Below are 17,673 nucleotides of genomic sequence, written 5' to 3'. Positions count from 1 at the left end.
TCCTCAGGCCACACAGGCCTCGAAGCCGGCCCGCAGGGCGGCCTCGTCGAGATCGCGGCCGATGATCACGAACTGGGTGCTGGGGGTTTCGCCGTCACGCCAGGGGCGATCCCGGGTGCTGTCGATCAGCATGTGCACCGACTGGAAGACGTAGCGATGGCTGTCTCCGTCGATCCGCAGGATGCCCTTCATCCGGAACAGATCGGGGCCCCGTTCACTTACCAGCCGATCGATCCATCGCTCCAGCTTCTTGTAACTCATCGGGCGCTCTTCGATGAAGGCCACCGAGCCAACAGCCCCGTCGTGTTCATGGTCGTGGTCGGAGGTCAGAAACTCCGGATCGATCGCCAGGGCTCGCTCAAGGCTGAAGGCCTCCACGCCGAGGATCTGGTCCATCGCCGCATCGGCCTGGCAGGTGGGAATCACCCGCGCCAGCGGATTGAGGGCCCGGGTCCGCTGCTGGATCGCCACGCAGGCCTCGACATCGACCAGATCGATCTTGTTGAGCAGCAGCACATCGGCGAAGGCGAGCTGCTCCTGGACCTCCTCGCAGTCCCAGTGCTGCTCCACATGCTTGAGGTCAACCAGGGTGACCACGGCATCGAGCTTCAGTTCGTCGCGCAGGTCCTCATCGACGAAGAAGGTCTGAATCACCGGGGCGGGATCAGCCAGGCCGGTGGTCTCGATCACCAGATGGTCGAAACGGTCGCGGCGCTTCATCAGATTGCCGATGATGCGGATGAGGTCGCCACGCACGGTGCAACAGATGCAGCCGTTGTTCATCTCGAAGATCTCTTCATCGGCCTCGATCACCAGCTGGTTGTCGATGCCCACGTCGCCGAATTCGTTGACGATCACGGCCACTTTCAGGCCGTGCTCATGGGTGAGGATCCGGTTCAGCAGCGTGGTCTTGCCGGAGCCGAGATAGCCCGTGAGAACGGTGACTGGCAAGCGATCCCGAGGGGAGGCCATAGGCAGGGGCCTGGCGCTGCCGGGCCGGGTTTGGGAATCATTATCAAGTTAGCAGCCGCTGGGAGTGCGTCCGCGCTTCAACGCAAACCGCGTCCTTCACTACCGCCCCGGCATGGCGGGCTGCCTACGTTCTTGCTGTGAGGATGTGGAGCGATGGCCCCGGAACGCTTTTTCCTCGAGCTGGATCCGCCCCTGGAGGCCATGCGCGACTGGCCCCACGTGGTCATCGTCGGCGGGGGCTTCGCCGGGCTCAAGGCCTGCAACGCCCTGGCAGGCCAGTCGGTGCGCGTCACCCTGATCGACAAGCGCAACTTCAACCTCTTCCAGCCCCTGCTCTACCAGGTGGCCTCCGGACTCGTTTCGGAGGCGGATGTGGCCTCGCCCCTGCGCCAGATGGTGGGCGAGGCCGCGAACATCCAGATCCTGCTGGGCGAGGTGGTCGACATCGACACCGAGGCCAGGGAGGTGGTGTTCAACGACCACCGCTACGCCTATGACCACCTGATCCTGGCCAGCGGTTCGGGCAGCACCTACTTCGGCCACGAGGAATGGCGGCCCCTGGCGCCGCCGATGAAGATCCTCGAGCACGCCGATGAGATCCGCCGCCGGCTGCTGATGGCCCTCGAAGAAGCCGAGCAGACCCGGGACCCCGAGCGGCGCCGCTTCCTGCAATCGGTGGTGGTGGTGGGGGCCGGTCCGGCGGGGTGTGAACTGGCCGGCTCCCTGATCGAGCTGATGCACCGCGCTGTGGCCCGGGACTTCAAGCAGCTCGATCGCGACCAGTGCCGGGTGGTCCTGCTGGATGCGGTCGACCGGGTGCTGCCCGCGATGGCCGCCAACCTGTCTCTGGATGCCGCAGCCTATTTGGAGCGGGCCGGCGTCGAGCTGCGCCTGAACACGCTGGTGGCGGCGATCGAGCCGGGCCGGGTGATCCTCAAGCGCCCCCCGGAGGCTGTCGCTGGCGCGGCGGACGCCGGCGGCGATGGCCTCGGCGACCTGGAGGCCGCCACGATCTGCTGGACCGCCGGGGTGCGGGCCTCCCGCCTGGGCCGGCTGCTGGCGGAACGCACCGGCGCCCCCGTCGACCGGGGCGGCCGGCTGCAGGTGGAGGCCGACTTCTCGCTGCCGGGGCACCCGGAGATCCGGGCGGTGGGCGATCTCTGCCATTACGCCCACACCGGTGACGGCCGGGTGCTGCCGGGCATGGCGGGGCCGGCGGTGCAGATGGGCGGCTGGGTGGCGCGAGACATCCTGGCGGGCCTCGAAGGCCGCCGCAGCGAGCCCTTCCGCTGGTTCGATCTCGGCAGCATGGCCGTGATCGGCCCCTGGTACGCGGTGGCCGATCTGCGCGGGCTGCATGTGAGTGGGCTGGCGGGCTGGATTCTGTGGGCCCTGGCCCATCTGGCCTTCATCCCCGACACCGAGAACCGCATCGCCCTGTTCAGCAAATGGATGTGGCAGATCGCCACCCGCCAGCGCACGGCGCTGCTGATCACCGGCCGTCCCGATCAGCACCTCGGGGTGGATGTGGGCCTTGAGCGGGCCCTGACGCCGGATGGCGCGTCTCAGTCGCCGGAGTCACCCTCCTCCGGGGCCGCGAATCGGCTGATCAGCACCCCCAGAATCACGGCGATGTAGAGCGGCCCGGCGATCCCCAGCACCACGCTGGCCATCCGCGCCGGCGGCAGGGCCGGGGTGATGTCGCCATAGCCGGTGGTGGTGAGGCTGACGAAGGCGAAGTAATTGATGCGGGCGAAATCCAGCTCCCAGACACTGTGGGCAGCCACCCCGGAATGGGAGCGAACGATGGCGGCCTGGCCATCGGCGGTGTTGGCCAGGAAGCTGCCGGGCTGGATCGTTTCCAGCGCGCTCAGCACCAGGCCACCACTGAGTCCAAGCAGGAGATAGCCGGCCACCGCCCCGACCACCACCGGCCGGGTGGCCCGGGGCTCCCGGCCCAGGGTCCGCACCAGCCGCACCAGGCTCCAGCCGATGAACAGGGTGGTGATCAGCAGCAGGGGCACCCCGGACAGGCGCCGCGACTCGGGGGTCAGCAGCCAGTACAGCTGGGCGACGAGGTTGGCGCCTCCCAGCACCAGGTACAGACGGTCACCCCAGTCACGGGCCACCGAGCCGGCGAGGAAGCCGCCCAGCTCGACGGTGGTGAGGAGCGTGATCAGGAAGTAGCCCACCGATCCGGCCAGGCGCAGCGTCTCGGGAAACGCCAGGCTCAGCATCACCAGCAGGCACAGAAACAGCAGCCGACGGTAGAAGCGGTGCCGTCGCCGCAGCAGACCTTCCGGCGTGGCGGGGGCTGCCGGAGGTCGGATCACGGGGGCGAGGGATCGGAACCGACAACGTAGGTCGAACCTCTGCGGAGGCCAGCGGCCACCGGACGCGGGTCCGTTCAGCCGATGGATACTGGAAACACCCGCGAGGATCTCCATGGCCTTCCGCTTCCGGCCCGCCTCCCGCCTGCTGCCCGCCGCCGCGGGGCTCCTGCTGGCGGTGGCCCCCCTGGCCCCGGCCCTGGCCCAGGGGATCCCCTTCAACGAAGTCCGGGCCCTCAACCTGGCCCGCAACGCGGCCGTGCTCAGCAACGGCGGGCTGACGGTGTACACCCCGGCCAACTGCATGTTCACCACCTCAGCGGCCAGCAACCCCTGCCTGGTGCGCAGCGACGCCGACGGCTTTGTCTACCGCTTCCACGGAGGCCCCCCCGGCTGGGAGGCCAAGGGGCTGCCGGCCACGACGGAAACCGAGATCCAGATCGCCCCGGACGGCCGGCGGGTGGTGGCGATCCTCTACAACGGCCCGCCGCGCTCCCGCTGAGCCCGGCGGTCGGCCCGGGGAAAGCGGCCTAGCCTCCCACCAGCCTCCCCAAGCCCTTGTCCGTCCCCGCTTCCCCCACCGTGCGCTGGGTCACCGCCGGCCTGCTGCTCGTGGCGGCCGTCCTCTGTCTGGCACTTCCCTTCGTCTCGGCCACCCTGCTCACCATCGCCCTCGGTGGGGTGGCGGTGGCGGCGGGTGCCTCTCAGCTGCTGCGGCTCACCTCGGCCGATGACACCCGCAGCAAGGTGTTCCGCGCCATCTCCGGGGTGCTGTATGTGGTGGGCGGCATCGGCCTGGTGGCCTTCCCGGTGGCCAGCACCGTGAGCCTGACCCTGTTCATCGGCGTCCTGCTGGCCGTCGAGGGGGTGATGGAGCTGGCGGGCGCCGCCGCCGGCACAGGGCCGGCCAGGGGCCTGGTGCTGCTCGACGGCATTGTCACCGTTGTGCTGGGGGGGATGCTGATCGCCGAGTGGCCCTCCGACAGCATCTGGGCCATCGGCACCCTGTTCGGTTTCGGCCTGGCCTTCTCCGCCTTCAACCTGATCACCGCCGCCCCGCCACAAGCCCCCGTCGCGCCTCAGGGCTGAGCCTCACTCGGCCACGGCCAGGCCCTCGGCCCGGCGCGGATCCACCGTCCCCAGACTGCCGCCCCCCACCAGCACCTCGACGCTGTTGGCCGCCCCCATGGCCGGGGCCTGGCGGACGCTGTGGCCCATGGCCTCCAGCAGGCGGCGGGTGTCGGGGCTGAGGCCCTGCTCCGCATCGATCCGGTCGGGCCACAGCTGGCTGTGGATCCGGGGCGAGGCCACGGCGCTGGCCAGGTTGAGGCCATGCACCACCCGGTTGAGCAGCACCTGCAGCACGGTGGTGATGATGCGACTGCCGCCGGGGCTGCCCGTGGCGAGCCAGGGGCGGCCATCGGGGCGGAACACCAGGGTGGGAGCCATCGAACTGAGGGGCCGCCGGCCCGGGGCGATGGCGTTGGCTTCCCCCTGGCGCAGGCCGAAGGCGTTGGCGCTGCCCGCTCTGGCGGTGAAATCGTCCATCTCGTTGTTGAGCAGGAAGCCCATTCCTGGCACGCTGATGCCGTTGCCGTAGGGGAAGTTGAGGGTGGTGGTGAGGGCCGCCAGGCCGCCCTGCCGGTCGGCCACCGAGAGGTGGGTGGTGTTGGTGCCTTCACGGGCGGAGGCCGCCTCCAGCGCCGGGGCCGGGGTGTGGCGCTGCGGATTGATGCGGCGGCGCAGGCCATCGAGGTGGGCTGGCGACAGCAGCCGTTCCACCGGCACCGGCACCTGGTCGGGGTCGCCGAGCAGGGCATTGCGGTCGCGGTAGGCCAGGTTCATCGCCTCCGCCATCACGTGCACGGTGGCAGCGGCGTTGAGGCCACTGCCGGCCAAGTCGAAGGGCTCGAGGATGGCCAGCAGCTGCAGCAGGGTGAGACCACCGCCAGGCGGCGCCATGGTGAGCAGCGGATGGCCGCGGAAGCGGCCCTGCAGGGGCGCCACCAGCCGGGCGCGGTAGGCGCGCAGATCGCCGTGGCGGATGAGGCCGCCCCCCCGCTCCATGGCGGCCACCAGGGCGTCGGCCACCGGCCCCCGATAGAAGCCCTGCTCTCCCTGGGCGGCGATGCGCCGCAGGGTGGCCGCCAGTTCCGGCTGGCGCAGCCGCGTGCCCGGGGTGGGAGGCGGCAGGAAGAGGCGGCGGGAGGCAGGGTCGGCCCGCAGCAGGGGCGCTGAGGCGGTCAACGAATCGCTCAGGTCCTTGCTCACCGGGAAACCCCGTTCCGCAAGGGTGATCGCCGGCGCCATCACCTGGGCCAGGGGCAGACGGCCGTAGCAGCGCTGGGCCAGGGTGAGGCCGGCGACCGTGCCAGGCACGGCGGTGCTGAGCAGGCTGCGGGTGGCGCGGGCGCGGTCGACCTGGCCATCGGCGCCCAGGAACATCTCGGGTCGGGCGGCCTGGGGGGCGGTTTCGCGGAAATTCACCGTCACCGCCGTGCCGCCGCCGAGGCGCCGTTCCGGACCCTCACCGGCGGCACCACCGGGAACCGTGGCGGCCAGGCAGCCCCGCGCCGCTGCCGGCGACGGCCCCGGCAACCAAAGCAGAAGGAAGCCGCCGCCGCCCAGGTTGCCCGCCTGGGGCAGGGTGACGGCCAGGGCGAAGGCGGTGGCCACGGCCCCGTCCACCGCGTTGCCCCCCGCCCGCAGGGTGGCCGCCCCGGCCGCCGCCGCCAGCGGCTCCTGGGCCGCGACGATGCCCTTCGCCGACCAGAGGGGCCGGAAGCGCTGCTCCCCCTCCTGCAGCACGTTGCTGCCCAGGGCGCCGGCGGGCTGAAGGGCCCCAGGAGGCTGGGCGAATGCCGCCGGTGCGGCCAGCACAACCAGCGCCACCCCGATGGCCCCCCGGCGCCCGTTGCTCATGGGGGATCCCCGTTCGGGCCTGCCACCGGCGTGCCATAGCCGCCGCCCCCGGGGGTGGCGATCTCCAGCAGATCACCGGGCTCCACTGCCACCTGGGCGCAGCCGGGGAGGTCCTCGATCCGGCCATCGGCGCGCTCCAGCCGGTTACGGCCCACCGCCCCGTCACCGCCACCGGCCAGGCCGAAGGGGGGCACCCGCCGGGAACCCGAGAGAATGGCGGCGGTCATCGGCGCCAGGAAGCGCAGCCGCCGCACCACCCCCTCGCCCCCCGGCCAGCGGCCCACCCCGCCACTGCCGGTGCGGATGGCGAAGCGCTCCAGCCGCACCGGGAAGCGATCCTCGAGGATCTCCGGATCGGTGAGGCGCGAGTTGGTCATGTGGCTCTGCACGGCGCTGGCGCCGGCGAAGCCGCTTCCATCCGCCAGCACCCCGGCCCCGGTGCCGCCGCAGATGGTCTCGTAGTACTGGCAGCGCGCATCGCCGAAGCTGAGGTTGTTCATGGTGCCCTGCGCCGCCGCCATCAGCCCCAGGGCACCGAACAGGGCGTTGGTGACCGCCTGGGAGGTTTCGACGTTGCCGGCCACCACCGCCGCCGGCGGGCTGGGATGCAGCAGGGAGCCCTGGGGCACCACCAGATCGATCGGATCGAAGCAGCCGTCATTGAGGGGAATCGCCTGGCCCACCAGGCAGCGGAACACGTAGAGCACCGCCGCCCGGGTGATCGCCAGGGGGGCGTTGAAGTTGCCGGGCTGCTGGGGGGAGGTGCCTGTGAAATCCACCGTGGCCCGCCGTGCGGCCCGGTCGATCCGCACCGCCACGGCGATGCGGCTGCCGTCGTCGAGCTCCACCTTGTGGGAGCCGCCCTCGAGCCGATCGATGACGCCGCGCACGGCTTCGGCGGCGTTCGCCTGCACATGGCCCATGTAGGCCCGCACCTCGTCCACACCGGCCCGTTTGACCAGGCGCTGCAACTCCTCGGCCCCCAGCCGGTTGGCCGCCACCTGGGCCTGGAGATCGGCCAGCAGCTGCTCAGGGTTGCGCACCGGGTGGGGACCGGCCGCCAGCCGGGTACGCCATAGCGCCGCCTCGAAGCGCCCGCCCCGCAGCAGGGGCACGTTGGCGAGCACCAGACCCTCCTCGCTGATGCTGCGGCTGAAGGAGGGCATGGAGCCGGGGGTGATGCCGCCCACGTCGGCGTGGTGACCGCGGCAGGCCACGAAGAAGGGCGGCGGCCCGGAGCCATCGGCAACGAACACCGGCGTGATCACGGTGATGTCGGGCAGATGGGTGCCGCCGGCGAAGGGATCATTGGCGGCGATGGCGTCGCCTGGCGCCAGCGGCGGCACCGCCCCCCGCGCCACCGCCGCCAGCAGCTGGCCCACGCTTGCCCCCATCGAGCCCAGGTGCACGGGGATGTGGGGGGCATTGGCCACCAACCGGCCGTCAGCGTCGAACAGGGCGCAGGAGAAGTCGAGCCGCTCGCGGATGTTGACTGAGCGGCTGCTCTGCTGCAGGCGCACCCCCATCTGCTCGGCGATGGCGGCGAAGCGATGGTTGTAGAGCTCCAGCCGCACCGGATCGGGTCCGGCGGGATCCGGTGCCACCCGCTGGGCCGGCGCGGCCCGGCCCGACGGCGGCTGGGCTTCCCCGGGTTCCCAGGCCAGCAGCAGTTCGCCACCCGCCAGCACCCGGCCCGTCCAACCCGGCTCGAGCACGGTGGTGCCGGTGGGTTCCACCACCAGGGCTGGCCCCCGCAGCAGCTGGCCGGTCGCCAGCTGCTCGCGCCGCCACAGGGGCACCAGGCGCCAGGCCATGGAAGGGCCGGCGCTGCCCGCGGCGGGGGGAACCTCCGGCAGACACAGGGGGGTGAGCTCGGGGGGCGGCGGCGACCCGGCGCCGACCGAGGCGTTCGGAGCCGGTGCGGGTTCGCCTTCCGCCACCCCGGCGGAGAGCTCCACCATCACCCGCTCCACCACCAGCGCCTCACCGGCCACCACGTGGCCGAAGCGGCGGCAGTGCTCTGCCTCATAGGCCTCGCGCAGGGCCTCCGGCGCGGGCAGCCAGGGCACCTCCAGGCCGCGGTCGCTGCCGGCGCTGCGCAGCTCCAGCTGCACCCGCTGGCGACAGGGGACGCCGGCGGTCAGATCGCCGCAGGCCTCCAGATCGGCGCGCGCGGAGGCCTCCAGATCGGCGATGCTCTGCGTCAGCAGGGGCATGAGCGCGGCGGAAAGGGGCCGCCGCACGGGCTGCTCCCGCACCAGGCCCTGGGGCGCCAGGCCGATACCGAGGGCTGACAGCACCCCGGCCAGGGGGTGCAGCATCACCCTTTCGAGGCCGAGACGCCGGGCCAGGGGGCAGGCGTGCTGGCCGCCGGCGCCGCCGTAGCTGATCAGCACGGCCTGGCGGATGTCGTGGCCCCGCTGGATCGAGATGCGCCGGATCGCCTCCGCCATCCTCTCGACGGCGATCTCCAGGGCCCCCTGGGCCACCGCCTCCGCCCAAAAGCCGGCGCTGCCGGCCGCCGTGAGCTGGCCTGCCAGATCGTCGAAGCGTTCCCGCACCAGGGACGCATCGGCGGGCTGGTCGCCGCCGGGGCCGAACACCCGCGGCAGGGCAGCGGCCGGCAGGCGTCCCAGCAGCAGGTTGGCGTCGGTGACGGTGAGGGGGCCACCGTTGCGGTAGCAGGCCGGGCCGGGATGGGCCCCGGCGGACTGGGGGCCCACCTGCAGGCGACCGCCGTCGGCATGGAGCACCGAACCGCCCCCTGCCGCCACGGTATGGATCGGCAGCATCGGCGCCTGCAGCCGCAGACCGACGATCTCGGTTTCGATCGCGTGCTCCCAGCCGGCGTCGCCGCGGCGGCCATCGAAATGAAACACATCGGTGGAGGTGCCGCCCATGTCGAAGCCGAGGATCGGCCCGGTGGCCAGGCCGGCGGCGCGGGCGGCCGCCACGGCCCCCACCATGCCGCCGGCAGGTCCGGAGAGGATCGTGTCCTTGGCCAGCAGCCGCTCCGGTGCCTGCAGGGCGCCGCTGGAGGTCATCACCCGCAGGCGGGCATGGGGTCCGAGGTCGGCGGCCAACCGGTCGAGGTAGCGGCGCAGCACGGGCCGCACCGCCGCCTCCACCACGGCGGTGGCGCAGCGGGGCACCAGCCGGGGCTGGCGGCTGACGGCATGGGACAGCACCACAGGCCCGGCCCCGAGCGCCGTCAGCCAGGCGCCCAGCTGCCGCTCGTGGCCGGGCTCGCGATAGGCATGCAGCAGGGCCACGGCACAGCTCCGGTAGCCGTCGGCCAGGGCGCGACTCACCCGGTCGGCGAGGGCGTCGTCGAGCCGGAGCGGCGCCAGCTCCTGGCCGTCAGCCGCGAGGCGGCCCTCCACCTCGATCACCCGCACCCTGAGGGGACGGGGCGGCACGATCTGGAGGGCGAAGATGTCGGGACGGTGCTGGTCGCCGATGCGGGGCAGATCGGCGAAGCCCCGGTTCACCAGCAGCAGCACCGGCTCCGCCCGGTGCTCCAGCAGGGCGTTGGTGGCCACGGTGGTGCCCAGGCGCACCTCCTCGATCACCCCCGGAGGGAAACTCACTCCCGGTGCCAGCCCGAGCACCTCCCGCAGGACCTCCACCACGGGATCGACCGACGCCGCCTCACCGTTGCCCGGGCGATGGGAGAGAACCTTGCGCACCACCCTCTCGCCTGAGGGGGAGGTGGCCACCAGGTCGGTGAAGGTGCCCCCCCGATCGATCCAGAACCGCCAGGCGTCCGCCACAGGCGTCAGAGGCGGCTGAGCAGCTCGGCCTTCTTGGCGGCGAATTCCTCCTCGGTGAGGATGCCTTTCTGCATGAGCTCCCCGAGGCGCTCGAGGGTGGCGAACACGTCGGTGGCGGGCTCGGTGGCAGCGGGTTCGGGCCTGGCCGGAGCGGCTGCCGGTGGAGCGGGTTCTGGAGGCGCCGCCGCAGGGGGCCTCGAGGGGGCCTCCGCCGCCGCTGGAGCACCCACCGCCGCGAGATGCGCCAGGCTGATGCTGCCTTCTCCTGTGCTGAACACCAGCCCGCCGCCGGAAGACTGTTGCTGGGAGGAGATGCCGGCGATCTGGTGGCCACTGGTGTCGTAAACGCTGACCTGGCCGTTGACCTCCACCGCCAGCCGCCCGGCAGCCGGGAAGTAGGCGTAGCGCACTTCGTTCTGGGCGCCGCTGGAGCTGGGGGTTCCCAGTTCAGCGGGCCACCAGGTATCGCGGGGGTCGGGGGTGAACAGGGGGGCGGAGCCGAAGCTCATCGGCCGCATCGGGGCCATACCACCGCTCACCTGCATCTGCTGGCCGCCAACGCTGGCCTGGTGCTGCAGTCCGGCGCCGCCCACCATCACCTGCTGAGCGCCGCCGCTCTGGCTCTGCGACTGAAAGCTGCCCCGCGGAAACAGCTCGGGCTGGCTGGCGATCGCGGCGGCGAGCTCCCGGCAGACCCCATCGACCCGGGCCTTGAGCCCATGGTTGAACATGTCGCCGAGCATCATCATCCCGCCGTTCATCCACTGGCCGGAGCCCGCGAATTCCGGGTGGTTGAACTGGGCCATGCCGCCACGACCCTTGAGCAGGGCGAAGGTCATGTGCAGCACGGCGTCCTGGCTGAAGCCATACCGCTGGGCCAGGTCGTTGACGACCTCAAGCCCTTCGGCCGTGAGTTTTTCCATTGCTAGGTCCTGGCGGAAGCCATGTCCGGCGCGAAACCGGACAGAAATTTTTGTGCGGCCGGCAACCTTACCACTACCCCCGTCGGATTCCCCAAGGTCTTGGGGCTCCACGCGTCAATGACGCACTGTCCCGCTGGCCAGCTCCAGGACTTAGACGCAATCAAACCAAGCTGAGTCAACCTCTGGATCCGTCCATGCAGGTGAACCTCCATGACGCCAAAACCCACCTCTAGCGCTATGTGAGCCAGGCGCTGCAGGGCGAGGAGGTGGTGATCGCCAAGGCAGGAAAACCGCTGGTTCGCCTGGTGCTGGTGGTCTCCAGCACCGATCCCCGCCGTGGCGGCTTCCTGCGGGGCTCCGCCGATGCGATGTTTGGCTGAGCTGGTGGCCAGTTCCACTGAACAGCGCCAGCCGCTTCTGCTCGACACCCAGCTGCTGCTCTGGCGGGCCGTGGAGCCCGAGCGGCTGTCGGCTGTCGTGGCGGTCATCTGGCAGACCCGTTGCAGCCGCTGACGCTGAGCGTCGTGAGCCTCTGAGAGGTGGCGATCAAGGCGTCCCTTGGACGGGCGGACTTCCAGGTGGATGCCGCTGCCCTGCGGCTCGGCCTGCTCGGGCAAGGATGCCAAGAGCTGCCGATCCGGGCCGAGCCTGCCCTGGCCGTTCAGCAACTCCCCTGGATCCACCGTGGTCCCCACCGCTGCGCGGAAGACTTCGTCTTCGATCGCCTGCTGGTGGTGCAGGCGCAACAGGAGGCGCTGCGGTTATGGAGCGCCGATCGGCAGCTGGCCGCCTATGGGGATCACGTGCAAGCCGTGAACTAGCGCTCCAGCGCGCTCCGCTCCCATCCAGCGCCGTCGGCGGCGGCCTCATAGGTGCTCTGCAGAAAGTCGAGCAGCAGCGCATCGGGCGAGGCGGCGGTCCGCACCAGCTCGTAGGGGAGCAGGAATTCCCCCAGGGCCGGATCCCAGATGGCCCCATCCGGCCTGACGGCGGCAGCGGCGAAGCCGGCCGGCGCTGGGTAGGAATAGGAATAGAAGGCCGGATAGGCGATGTCGCCGCCGCCGGGCCAGAAGCCGGCGCTGCTCACTTCATGGGAATAGGCCTCCCGCGCCACCCAGTCGGGGAAGTTGGGGATGCCGCCGGGATGGGGCGGCGCCGGCCGTCCGGAGAAACGGGTCACCGCCAGATCGAAACTGCCCCAGAAGAAATGAACCGGGCTGCACTTGCCCAGGTACCGGGCCCGGAATGCCTTGAACACCCGATCCGCCTGGAGCAGGGCCCGCCAGAAGCGCTGGGCGGCCTCCGGGTCGTACTGGTGGTGAACCGTGTCCTGCTCGAAGGGAATCGCGTCGGCGATTTCGCTGGGGGTGGTGTGGATGGACACCTCAAGTCCGAGCTCATGGAGAGCACTGAACACGGCGCCGTGGAAGTCGGCCACGCTGCGGGGCTTGAGGGCCACCTGCCGGAAGCCCCCATCACTGGACTGGATCACCAGCTGATGATCGAGGAAATCGAACATCAGCTCGAACAGCCTGGCGTTGCAGGGAATCGGTGAGGTGGTGAGTCCCCGGGCCGTGAGATAGAGAGGAACGTGCCAGGAATGGTTCGTCCAGGGCGTTTGCACCAGGCGGATCTTGCCCACGATCTGGGTCCACAGATGCAGGGTGGTGGCCGTGTCCGCCCAGTCGCCATAGGGCAGGGCCGGCCAGTCGCTGGTCACCGATCGCTGCGAGGAAGCCATGGGGTTCGGCACGCTCATGCCGTCTCAGTCTGAGGGCTTGGCAACGCAGGGCCCGGTTCATGCAGCGTGCCAGGACCATGGACAAGGCCGATCACGCGACTTCCCCAAACCATCTGATGCACCTCCACAGCCTATCTGCATCGGGCATTAAGATGCAGAGGAATGCATATCATGTCCGCCCACATCATAGAATGCTGGAGTAGATGACTGGGGGGAGAGTCGAAATGAAGCGGAATGAAGTTCGTGAATTCTCTTCCTATTTCATCGGAGCGATTGCAGGAATTTTGCTGGCCCCGCAGGCAGCCTATCCCCTTGATGTGATCTTCGTCTTTGATGGGGTGGTCGGCACGTTCCACAGCCTAGAGGCCGGCGTGACTACCAAGTTTCCACCGGGCGAAGTTGAGATTAACTTCGGGCCTGCCAAGGGTTTCTACCTGAAGGCGCCCCGATGCATTCTTCCGAACTGTGGCTATGTGTCCGTCACCGCCGATGGATCCACTTTGACGACCCCGGCCTTGTTCCATGGACATAACAATGGTTGGCAACTTCTGATCACGTCCCCTCCCCCGACACCAGCTGGATGGCCCCTGTTTGGATCACTTTTGTATTGCCCAGGCTATGAAGTGGACGGCGATCCTGAAAAGTGTCCGGCTCCGGGCCCAGGCACCGAGTCCCTGTCCGGATGGCTCACACCACCCCCTCGCCCCGATCCCGGGATGGACGCCGTCCCTGGCCCACTTCCATGGCTCGGAGTTGCTGCCGCCTTCGGGCTCAGTCGCAAGCTGAGGAGAAGGATCAACGGAACCCTCAGCGGTAGTTCTCGAACTGCAGCGGCACCTCCAGATCCTCAGCGCGCAGCAGCGTGATCACCTGCTGCAGGTCGTCCTTGTTCTTGCCGGTGACGCGCAGGCTCTCGCCCTGGATCGCCACGGTCACCTTCTTGATCTGGTCACGCACCAGCTTGCTGAGCTTCTTGGCCAGCTCCTGGCTGAGGCCCTTGCGCAGCTTCACCACCTGCTTGACCCGGTTGCCGCCCACCGGCTCGGGGGTCTGCAGATCGAAGATCTTCAGCGATAGGTTGCGCTTGGTGGCCTTCTGCCGCAGCACGTCCATCACCGCGTCGAGGGTCATGTCGCTGGCGGTGGTGATCGTCAGGCTGGCCTCCTCCACGTCGATCTCGGTGGCCGAGTCCTTGAGGTCGTAACGCTGGCCCACCTCACGGCGCACCTGGTCGACGGCATTCACCAGCTCCTGGCGGTCGAAGTCGGAGACGACGTCGAAGGAATAGCTGTCGGCCATGGGGCAGGCGAAGGCAAGGCAGCGCCAGCCTAGAAAAGAGACCTTGCGGCCCCGTTCCGATGACCTTCTCCCTGCCCAGCTCCCTTCTGGCGGCCAGCATCGCCCTGCCGGTGTTGCCGGCGGCGGCGGGTGGGCCCTTCGCCTGGTCGCTGGTGCTCTCGGGTGCCGTGGTGGTGCTCAGCCTGATCCCCCTGGGGGCCGCCCGCTCCCAGGCCGATTTCAAACCCTCCGACCTGGCCGCGCCGCGGGCGATGTTCGAGCGGCTGCCGGCCTGGGGCAAGCGGGCCAACTGGGCCCACCAGAACAGCTTCGAGGCCTTCACCCTGCACGCGCCGGCCTGCCTGCTGTGCCTGGTGGTGGCCCCTGGCGTACTGGCGGCCTCCCCCTGGCTGGCGCTGGCGGCCTTGCTGCACCCGGCCCTGCGCCTGGGCTACCTGGCGGCCTATGTGGCCAACCTGCCGCCTGTGCGCAGCCTCTGCTGGGCCGGCGGGATTCTCTGCACCGCCCTGCTGTATTCCGAAGGCCTGCGGGCGGTGCTGCGCAGCTGAGTCAGCTGCCGCCCTTCTCCTGTAGCCCCTTGAGGGCCGCCAGCAAGGACGCCGGGCTCTGGGGGTCCACCATCAGCACCGATCCCCCATGGGCGGCGGCCATCTGCTGGCCCATCGCCATCCAGTCCTTGGCGAGCAGCAACCGCAGGCCCTCGGCGGCCGCCGGATGGGCCTCGATCACCGCGGCCAGTTGGGTGGCCGACTCGGCCCGAGCCTTGGCCAGCAGCAACTGCTGCTTGGCCTGGGCATCGGCATCAAGCAGCACGGCCTCCTGCTTGGCTTTGGCATCGAGCACCAGGGCCTCAGCCCGGCCCCGGGCCGCATTCACCTGGGATTCCCTCTCCCCTTCGGAGCGCAGGATCGCCGCCCGCTTCTCCCGCTCGGCGGTCATCTGCTGCTCCATCGCCTGCTGCACCCCCTGGGAGGGCTGGATGTCGCGCAGTTCCACGCGGGTCACCTTGACGCCCCAGGGATCGGTGGCCTGATCCAGCTCCTTGAGCAGGGTTTCGTTCACCTCCTGGCGGGTGGTGAAGGTCTGGTCAAGGTCGAGCTTGCCCATCTCGGCCCGGATCTGGGTGAGCACCAGGTTGACCATCGCCGCCTGCAGGTTGTCGACGCCGTAGTAGGCGCGGGCATGCTCGAGCAGCTGCCAGTACACCACCGCATCCACTTCGATCGAGACGTTGTCGCGGGTGATGCACTGCTGGGGGGGGATGTCGAGCACCCGCTCCTTCAGCGATTCGTGGCTCACCACCCGCTCCAGGCCGGGGATCACCAGGGAGAGGCCGGGGCGCAGTTCGCGGTCGTACTTGCCGAGGCGCTCCACCAGCATCGAGCGGCTGCTGCTGGTGACCTTGACGCCGCTGATGCCCAGGCCGGCCAGCACCACCAGCACCGGAATGATGAGCGCTTCCATGCAGGCTTCTTCACTGGAGCCACGCTAGGCAGGATGGGAGCGAAGGCCAACGCTGCCGTTGCGTTCGTTGTCCTGGCCACCAACCCTTCGCCCCCCTGCCGATGCCCGCTCCCCCGATCCTCTGGCTGGCCCTGGCGGGGGTGCTGCTGCTGCTGGAGCTGGTGGGCGCCGACGCCGACGGCCTGCTGCTGGTGGGCGCCGTGGCCGCCCTGCTGCTCACGCTGGTGGCCGTGCTGGTACCGATCGTGCCGCCCCTGGTTCAGGTGCTGCTGTTCGGCGCTCTGGTGGGGGCCGGCTACGGCTGGATGCGGCGCTGGTCGGCGGGGCGCCAGGCGCGCACGATCCCCCCGGGTGCCCGGGCCGAGCTGGCGGAGGTGACCACGGCCTTCGATGCCAATGGCGAGGGCCGGGTGCGCTGGCAGGGCCAGAGCTGGGCCGCCCAGAACCTGGCGCCCGACCAGCTCCTACCCCCCGGCACCCAGGTGACGGTGATGGGCCGGGAGGGAACGCGGCTGCAGGTGCTGCCGCGCCAGGAGTCGCTGGGTTAGACGGCTGGCTAATCGAAGAACATCAGGCTGACCACCTTGCCCATGTCTTCGGCGGTGCGGCAGCTGGAGAGCAGCGTTTCGCTGTCGTGGAAGGCGTAGCAGATCAGCTGGTCGCAGCGGTTGATGATCTCCTGGTTGCAGAGGCTGCTGGCCATGGGCAGGGGCAGCTCATCGTTCTCAGGCTTTTCCACCAGATGCAGCACCCGCTCCAACTGGCTGCGGGATTCACCGGGCTGGCGCTCCAGGCTCTGGGGCAGCAGCACGGTGAGCCGGGCCGGATCCACCTCCAACACGCTGCGGATCACGGCGGCGTTCACCCCCTGGGCACCGGAGGTGATCAGGTTGTGGCCCTCCTGGGCCAGGGAGCGGGCCACCAGCTCCACCAGATGGATGGATACCACCGGCACATGGCGGCTGCCGAGGAAAGCGATTCTGCGTTTGCCCCGGTCCTGGAGCATGGCCAGCTCCTGGGCGAGCGTATCGATCCGGTCCAGTGCCGGAAGATCTAGGGACCGGGTCACCCGTTATCGACAACCAACGACCTGAAACTAGCAGCGCCCTCAGGCATGGACCGCCAGGCGCAGCCGGCCGAACAGCCGTTCGAAGTGGCAGTTCTCCTCGACCAGGCGGATCGCATAGGTGGCCTTCACCGCTTCGTGCAGGCGCACATGGCCGATGGCGGCATCAATCACCTCCACGGTGGTGAGGGTGTCGTGGTCGACCTTGAGCACGGGCACCTCCAGTTCCTCGGCCCGGCTGATCAGCTGGGGCAGCGGCTCACCGGCCCCGGTGAGGATCAGGCACTGGGTGGAGGCCTCCAGGGCCGCCAGCTGGATGTCGGTGCGGTCGGCGCCGGTGACCACGGCCATGTTGCGGCGGCGCCGGAAGAACTCCATCGCCGAATTGACATTCATGGCGCCGATCGAGAGGGTCTCCACCAGCAGGTCGAGGCCGTCGTGGCAGCAGAGCACGGTGGCCTCGAGGCGGCGGGCGAGCTCCTCCACCGTGACGCTGCGCAACAGGGGGCTGCGGGGCATCACGCCCAGCACCGGGATGCCCAGCCGCTCCAGGGCTGGCTGCACCGCCTCCCGCACCTCCGGCACCATGTCGGGCAGCACGGCGTTGAGCACCACACCAGCCAGCAGATCGCCCAGCTGGCGCCTGGCTTCGAGCAACGCATCGACGCTGCGGCTGTCGCTCCAGGGATGCACCAGCAGCACCGGCGCCTGCAGGGCGTGGGCCAGTTGCACCAGACCCAGGCCGTAGAGCTGGCCTTCGCTGAGGCTGCCGGCCCCTTCGAGCAGGACCAGGCGATCGGCGTCGTCGTGAATGCGCCGCTGCAGCAGCGTCAGCCCTTCCCCGGGGGTCAGGTCCCCTGCCAGCAGACGCTCCCGGGCCGTCGCCGGATCCATCACATGCAGCGACGGGATCAGCTGGTCCTGGGACAGTCCGAGGGTGTCGCCGATGAAGCGGACATCGGGATCGAGCAGGGGGTTGTCCGGCGCCGCGTCAGGAAAGTTGTCGAGCGGATCGTCCATGCAGGTGACCAGCGGCTTGCCGAAGGCGAGCGGCACGCCCGCGCGTGTGAGCTGGCGGCCAAGACCGAGCACCACCGCCGACTTGCCGCTGAAGGGTTCACAGGAGCCGATCAGCAGGGGGATGGACATGGGGTGACCTCGCCGGGTCCTGCAGGTGCGGGGC

Annotated in this window: 18 protein-coding genes; 8 read left to right on the top strand and 10 right to left on the bottom strand. The window is 70.0% G+C overall.

Translation table 11 applies throughout. The features are described from left to right. Nucleotides 1-3: 3 nt before the first annotated feature. Nucleotides 4-972: a CobW family GTP-binding protein gene (locus tag KUG43_RS00365; RefSeq protein ID WP_216905147.1), complete on the bottom strand. Its 969-nt coding sequence runs from the start codon at nt 970-972 to the stop codon at nt 4-6. 153 nt (nt 973-1,125) lie between these two features. On the opposite strand from KUG43_RS00365, the gene KUG43_RS00360 reads away from it, so the two are divergent. After that, nucleotides 1,126-2,610 (top strand): NAD(P)/FAD-dependent oxidoreductase, encoded by a 1,485-nt coding sequence (locus KUG43_RS00360; RefSeq protein ID WP_216905146.1) that lies wholly within the window; start codon nt 1,126-1,128, stop codon nt 2,608-2,610. On the opposite strand, the gene KUG43_RS00355 is transcribed toward KUG43_RS00360, so the two are convergent. Then, a complete protein-coding gene (locus KUG43_RS00355; RefSeq protein WP_353617870.1) occupies nt 2,538-3,305 on the bottom strand; it encodes a potassium channel family protein in 768 nt (255 codons plus the stop codon). The genes KUG43_RS00360 and KUG43_RS00355 overlap by 73 nt on opposite strands. A gap of 112 nt (nt 3,306-3,417) precedes the next feature. Here KUG43_RS00355 and KUG43_RS00350 point away from each other — a divergent pair, with 112 nt between their 5' ends. Next, the gene (locus KUG43_RS00350; protein ID WP_216905145.1) at nt 3,418-3,804 is read left to right on the top strand and encodes a hypothetical protein; all 387 of its coding nucleotides are present in this window, start codon (nt 3,418-3,420) and stop codon (nt 3,802-3,804) included. A 56-nt stretch (nt 3,805-3,860) separates the two neighbouring features. Then, a complete protein-coding gene (locus KUG43_RS00345) occupies nt 3,861-4,391 on the top strand; it encodes an HdeD family acid-resistance protein (RefSeq protein ID WP_216905144.1) in 531 nt (176 codons plus the stop codon). 3 nt (nt 4,392-4,394) lie between these two features. On the opposite strand, the gene ggt is transcribed toward KUG43_RS00345, so the two are convergent. The 3 genes from ggt to KUG43_RS00330 are packed head-to-tail and all read right to left on the bottom strand — an operon-like array spanning nt 4,395 to nt 10,920. Further along, entirely contained in the window at nt 4,395-6,224 is a 1,830-nt protein-coding gene (gene ggt, locus KUG43_RS00340; RefSeq protein WP_216905143.1) for a gamma-glutamyltransferase, read from the bottom strand. Next, nucleotides 6,221-9,997 (bottom strand): hydantoinase B/oxoprolinase family protein, encoded by a 3,777-nt coding sequence (locus KUG43_RS00335; RefSeq protein WP_216905142.1) that lies wholly within the window; start codon nt 9,995-9,997, stop codon nt 6,221-6,223. The genes ggt and KUG43_RS00335 overlap by 4 nt, the downstream gene beginning before the upstream one ends. A gap of 5 nt (nt 9,998-10,002) precedes the next feature. Further along, complete coding sequence (locus KUG43_RS00330) at nt 10,003-10,920, bottom strand: SHOCT domain-containing protein (protein WP_216905141.1); 918 nt, start codon at nt 10,918-10,920, stop codon at nt 10,003-10,005. A gap of 239 nt (nt 10,921-11,159) precedes the next feature. Here KUG43_RS00330 and KUG43_RS00325 point away from each other — a divergent pair, with 239 nt between their 5' ends. Genes KUG43_RS00325 through KUG43_RS16815 form a run of 3 tightly spaced genes read left to right on the top strand, consistent with a single transcriptional unit; the run spans nt 11,160 to nt 11,741 of the window. Further along, nucleotides 11,160-11,300 (top strand): type II toxin-antitoxin system Phd/YefM family antitoxin, encoded by a 141-nt coding sequence (locus KUG43_RS00325; RefSeq protein ID WP_286194228.1) that lies wholly within the window; start codon nt 11,160-11,162, stop codon nt 11,298-11,300. A gap of 4 nt (nt 11,301-11,304) precedes the next feature. Continuing rightward, nucleotides 11,305-11,433 carry a hypothetical protein gene (locus tag KUG43_RS16820; protein WP_286194227.1) on the top strand — a complete coding sequence of 43 codons (129 nt, stop codon included), beginning with the start codon at nt 11,305-11,307 and terminating at the stop codon, nt 11,431-11,433. A 26-nt stretch (nt 11,434-11,459) separates the two neighbouring features. Next, a complete protein-coding gene (locus KUG43_RS16815) occupies nt 11,460-11,741 on the top strand; it encodes a PIN domain-containing protein (protein ID WP_286194225.1) in 282 nt (93 codons plus the stop codon). On the opposite strand, the gene KUG43_RS00315 is transcribed toward KUG43_RS16815, so the two are convergent. Together KUG43_RS00315 and KUG43_RS00310 are read right to left on the bottom strand one after the other, a co-directional pair. Then, nucleotides 11,738-12,661: a DUF5996 family protein gene (locus tag KUG43_RS00315; RefSeq protein ID WP_216905140.1), complete on the bottom strand. Its 924-nt coding sequence runs from the start codon at nt 12,659-12,661 to the stop codon at nt 11,738-11,740. The two genes, KUG43_RS16815 and KUG43_RS00315, sit on opposite strands and share 4 nt — an antisense overlap. Nucleotides 12,662-13,468: 807 nt before the next feature. Further along, a complete protein-coding gene (locus KUG43_RS00310; protein WP_216905139.1) occupies nt 13,469-13,960 on the bottom strand; it encodes a YajQ family cyclic di-GMP-binding protein in 492 nt (163 codons plus the stop codon). Nucleotides 13,961-14,019: 59 nt separating this feature from the next. Between KUG43_RS00310 and KUG43_RS00305 the strand changes: the two genes are divergently transcribed. After that, entirely contained in the window at nt 14,020-14,508 is a 489-nt protein-coding gene (locus tag KUG43_RS00305; RefSeq protein WP_286194224.1) for an MAPEG family protein, read from the top strand. A gap of 1 nt (nt 14,509) precedes the next feature. On the opposite strand, the gene KUG43_RS00300 is transcribed toward KUG43_RS00305, so the two are convergent. Continuing rightward, complete coding sequence (locus KUG43_RS00300) at nt 14,510-15,424, bottom strand: SPFH domain-containing protein (protein WP_015108740.1); 915 nt, start codon at nt 15,422-15,424, stop codon at nt 14,510-14,512. Nucleotides 15,425-15,525: 101 nt separating this feature from the next. Here KUG43_RS00300 and KUG43_RS00295 point away from each other — a divergent pair, with 101 nt between their 5' ends. Continuing rightward, on the top strand, nt 15,526-15,972 hold the full coding sequence (locus KUG43_RS00295; protein ID WP_216905138.1) for an NfeD family protein: 447 nt from the start codon (nt 15,526-15,528) through the stop codon (nt 15,970-15,972). Between the two features lie 8 nt (nt 15,973-15,980). On the opposite strand, the gene KUG43_RS00290 is transcribed toward KUG43_RS00295, so the two are convergent. Together KUG43_RS00290 and KUG43_RS00285 are read right to left on the bottom strand one after the other, a co-directional pair. Then, the gene (locus KUG43_RS00290; protein WP_094583973.1) at nt 15,981-16,493 is read right to left on the bottom strand and encodes a DNA recombination-mediator protein A; all 513 of its coding nucleotides are present in this window, start codon (nt 16,491-16,493) and stop codon (nt 15,981-15,983) included. A 39-nt stretch (nt 16,494-16,532) separates the two neighbouring features. Next, nucleotides 16,533-17,639 carry a phosphotransacetylase family protein gene (locus KUG43_RS00285; RefSeq protein ID WP_216905137.1) on the bottom strand — a complete coding sequence of 369 codons (1,107 nt, stop codon included), beginning with the start codon at nt 17,637-17,639 and terminating at the stop codon, nt 16,533-16,535. Between the last annotated feature and the right edge of the window lie 34 nt (nt 17,640-17,673).

The organism is Synechococcus sp. CCY 0621 (assembly GCF_019038465.1).
GTDB lineage: Bacteria > Cyanobacteriota > Cyanobacteriia > PCC-6307 > Cyanobiaceae > Cyanobium.
The sequence above is the reverse complement of the archived record's forward strand: the minus strand, read 5'-3'. Positions and strand labels throughout refer to the sequence as shown.

Excerpts from the sequence above, each read along its gene's own strand:
- KUG43_RS00365 (WP_216905147.1), bottom strand. The coding sequence starts at position 972 with ATGGCCTCCCCTCGGGATCGCTTGCCAGTCACCGTTCTCACGGGCTAT.
- KUG43_RS00360 (WP_216905146.1), top strand. The coding sequence starts at position 1,126 with ATGGCCCCGGAACGCTTTTTCCTCGAGCTGGATCCGCCCCTGGAGGCC.
- KUG43_RS00350 (WP_216905145.1), top strand. The coding sequence starts at position 3,418 with ATGGCCTTCCGCTTCCGGCCCGCCTCCCGCCTGCTGCCCGCCGCCGCG.
- ggt (WP_216905143.1), bottom strand. The coding sequence starts at position 6,224 with ATGAGCAACGGGCGCCGGGGGGCCATCGGGGTGGCGCTGGTTGTGCTG.
- KUG43_RS00330 (WP_216905141.1), bottom strand. The coding sequence starts at position 10,920 with ATGGAAAAACTCACGGCCGAAGGGCTTGAGGTCGTCAACGACCTGGCC.
- KUG43_RS00315 (WP_216905140.1), bottom strand. The coding sequence starts at position 12,661 with ATGGCTTCCTCGCAGCGATCGGTGACCAGCGACTGGCCGGCCCTGCCC.
- KUG43_RS00310 (WP_216905139.1), bottom strand. The coding sequence starts at position 13,960 with ATGGCCGACAGCTATTCCTTCGACGTCGTCTCCGACTTCGACCGCCAG.
- KUG43_RS00305 (WP_286194224.1), top strand. The coding sequence starts at position 14,020 with ATGACCTTCTCCCTGCCCAGCTCCCTTCTGGCGGCCAGCATCGCCCTG.
- KUG43_RS00300 (WP_015108740.1), bottom strand. The coding sequence starts at position 15,424 with ATGGAAGCGCTCATCATTCCGGTGCTGGTGGTGCTGGCCGGCCTGGGC.
- KUG43_RS00295 (WP_216905138.1), top strand. The coding sequence starts at position 15,526 with ATGCCCGCTCCCCCGATCCTCTGGCTGGCCCTGGCGGGGGTGCTGCTG.
- KUG43_RS00285 (WP_216905137.1), bottom strand. The coding sequence starts at position 17,639 with ATGTCCATCCCCCTGCTGATCGGCTCCTGTGAACCCTTCAGCGGCAAG.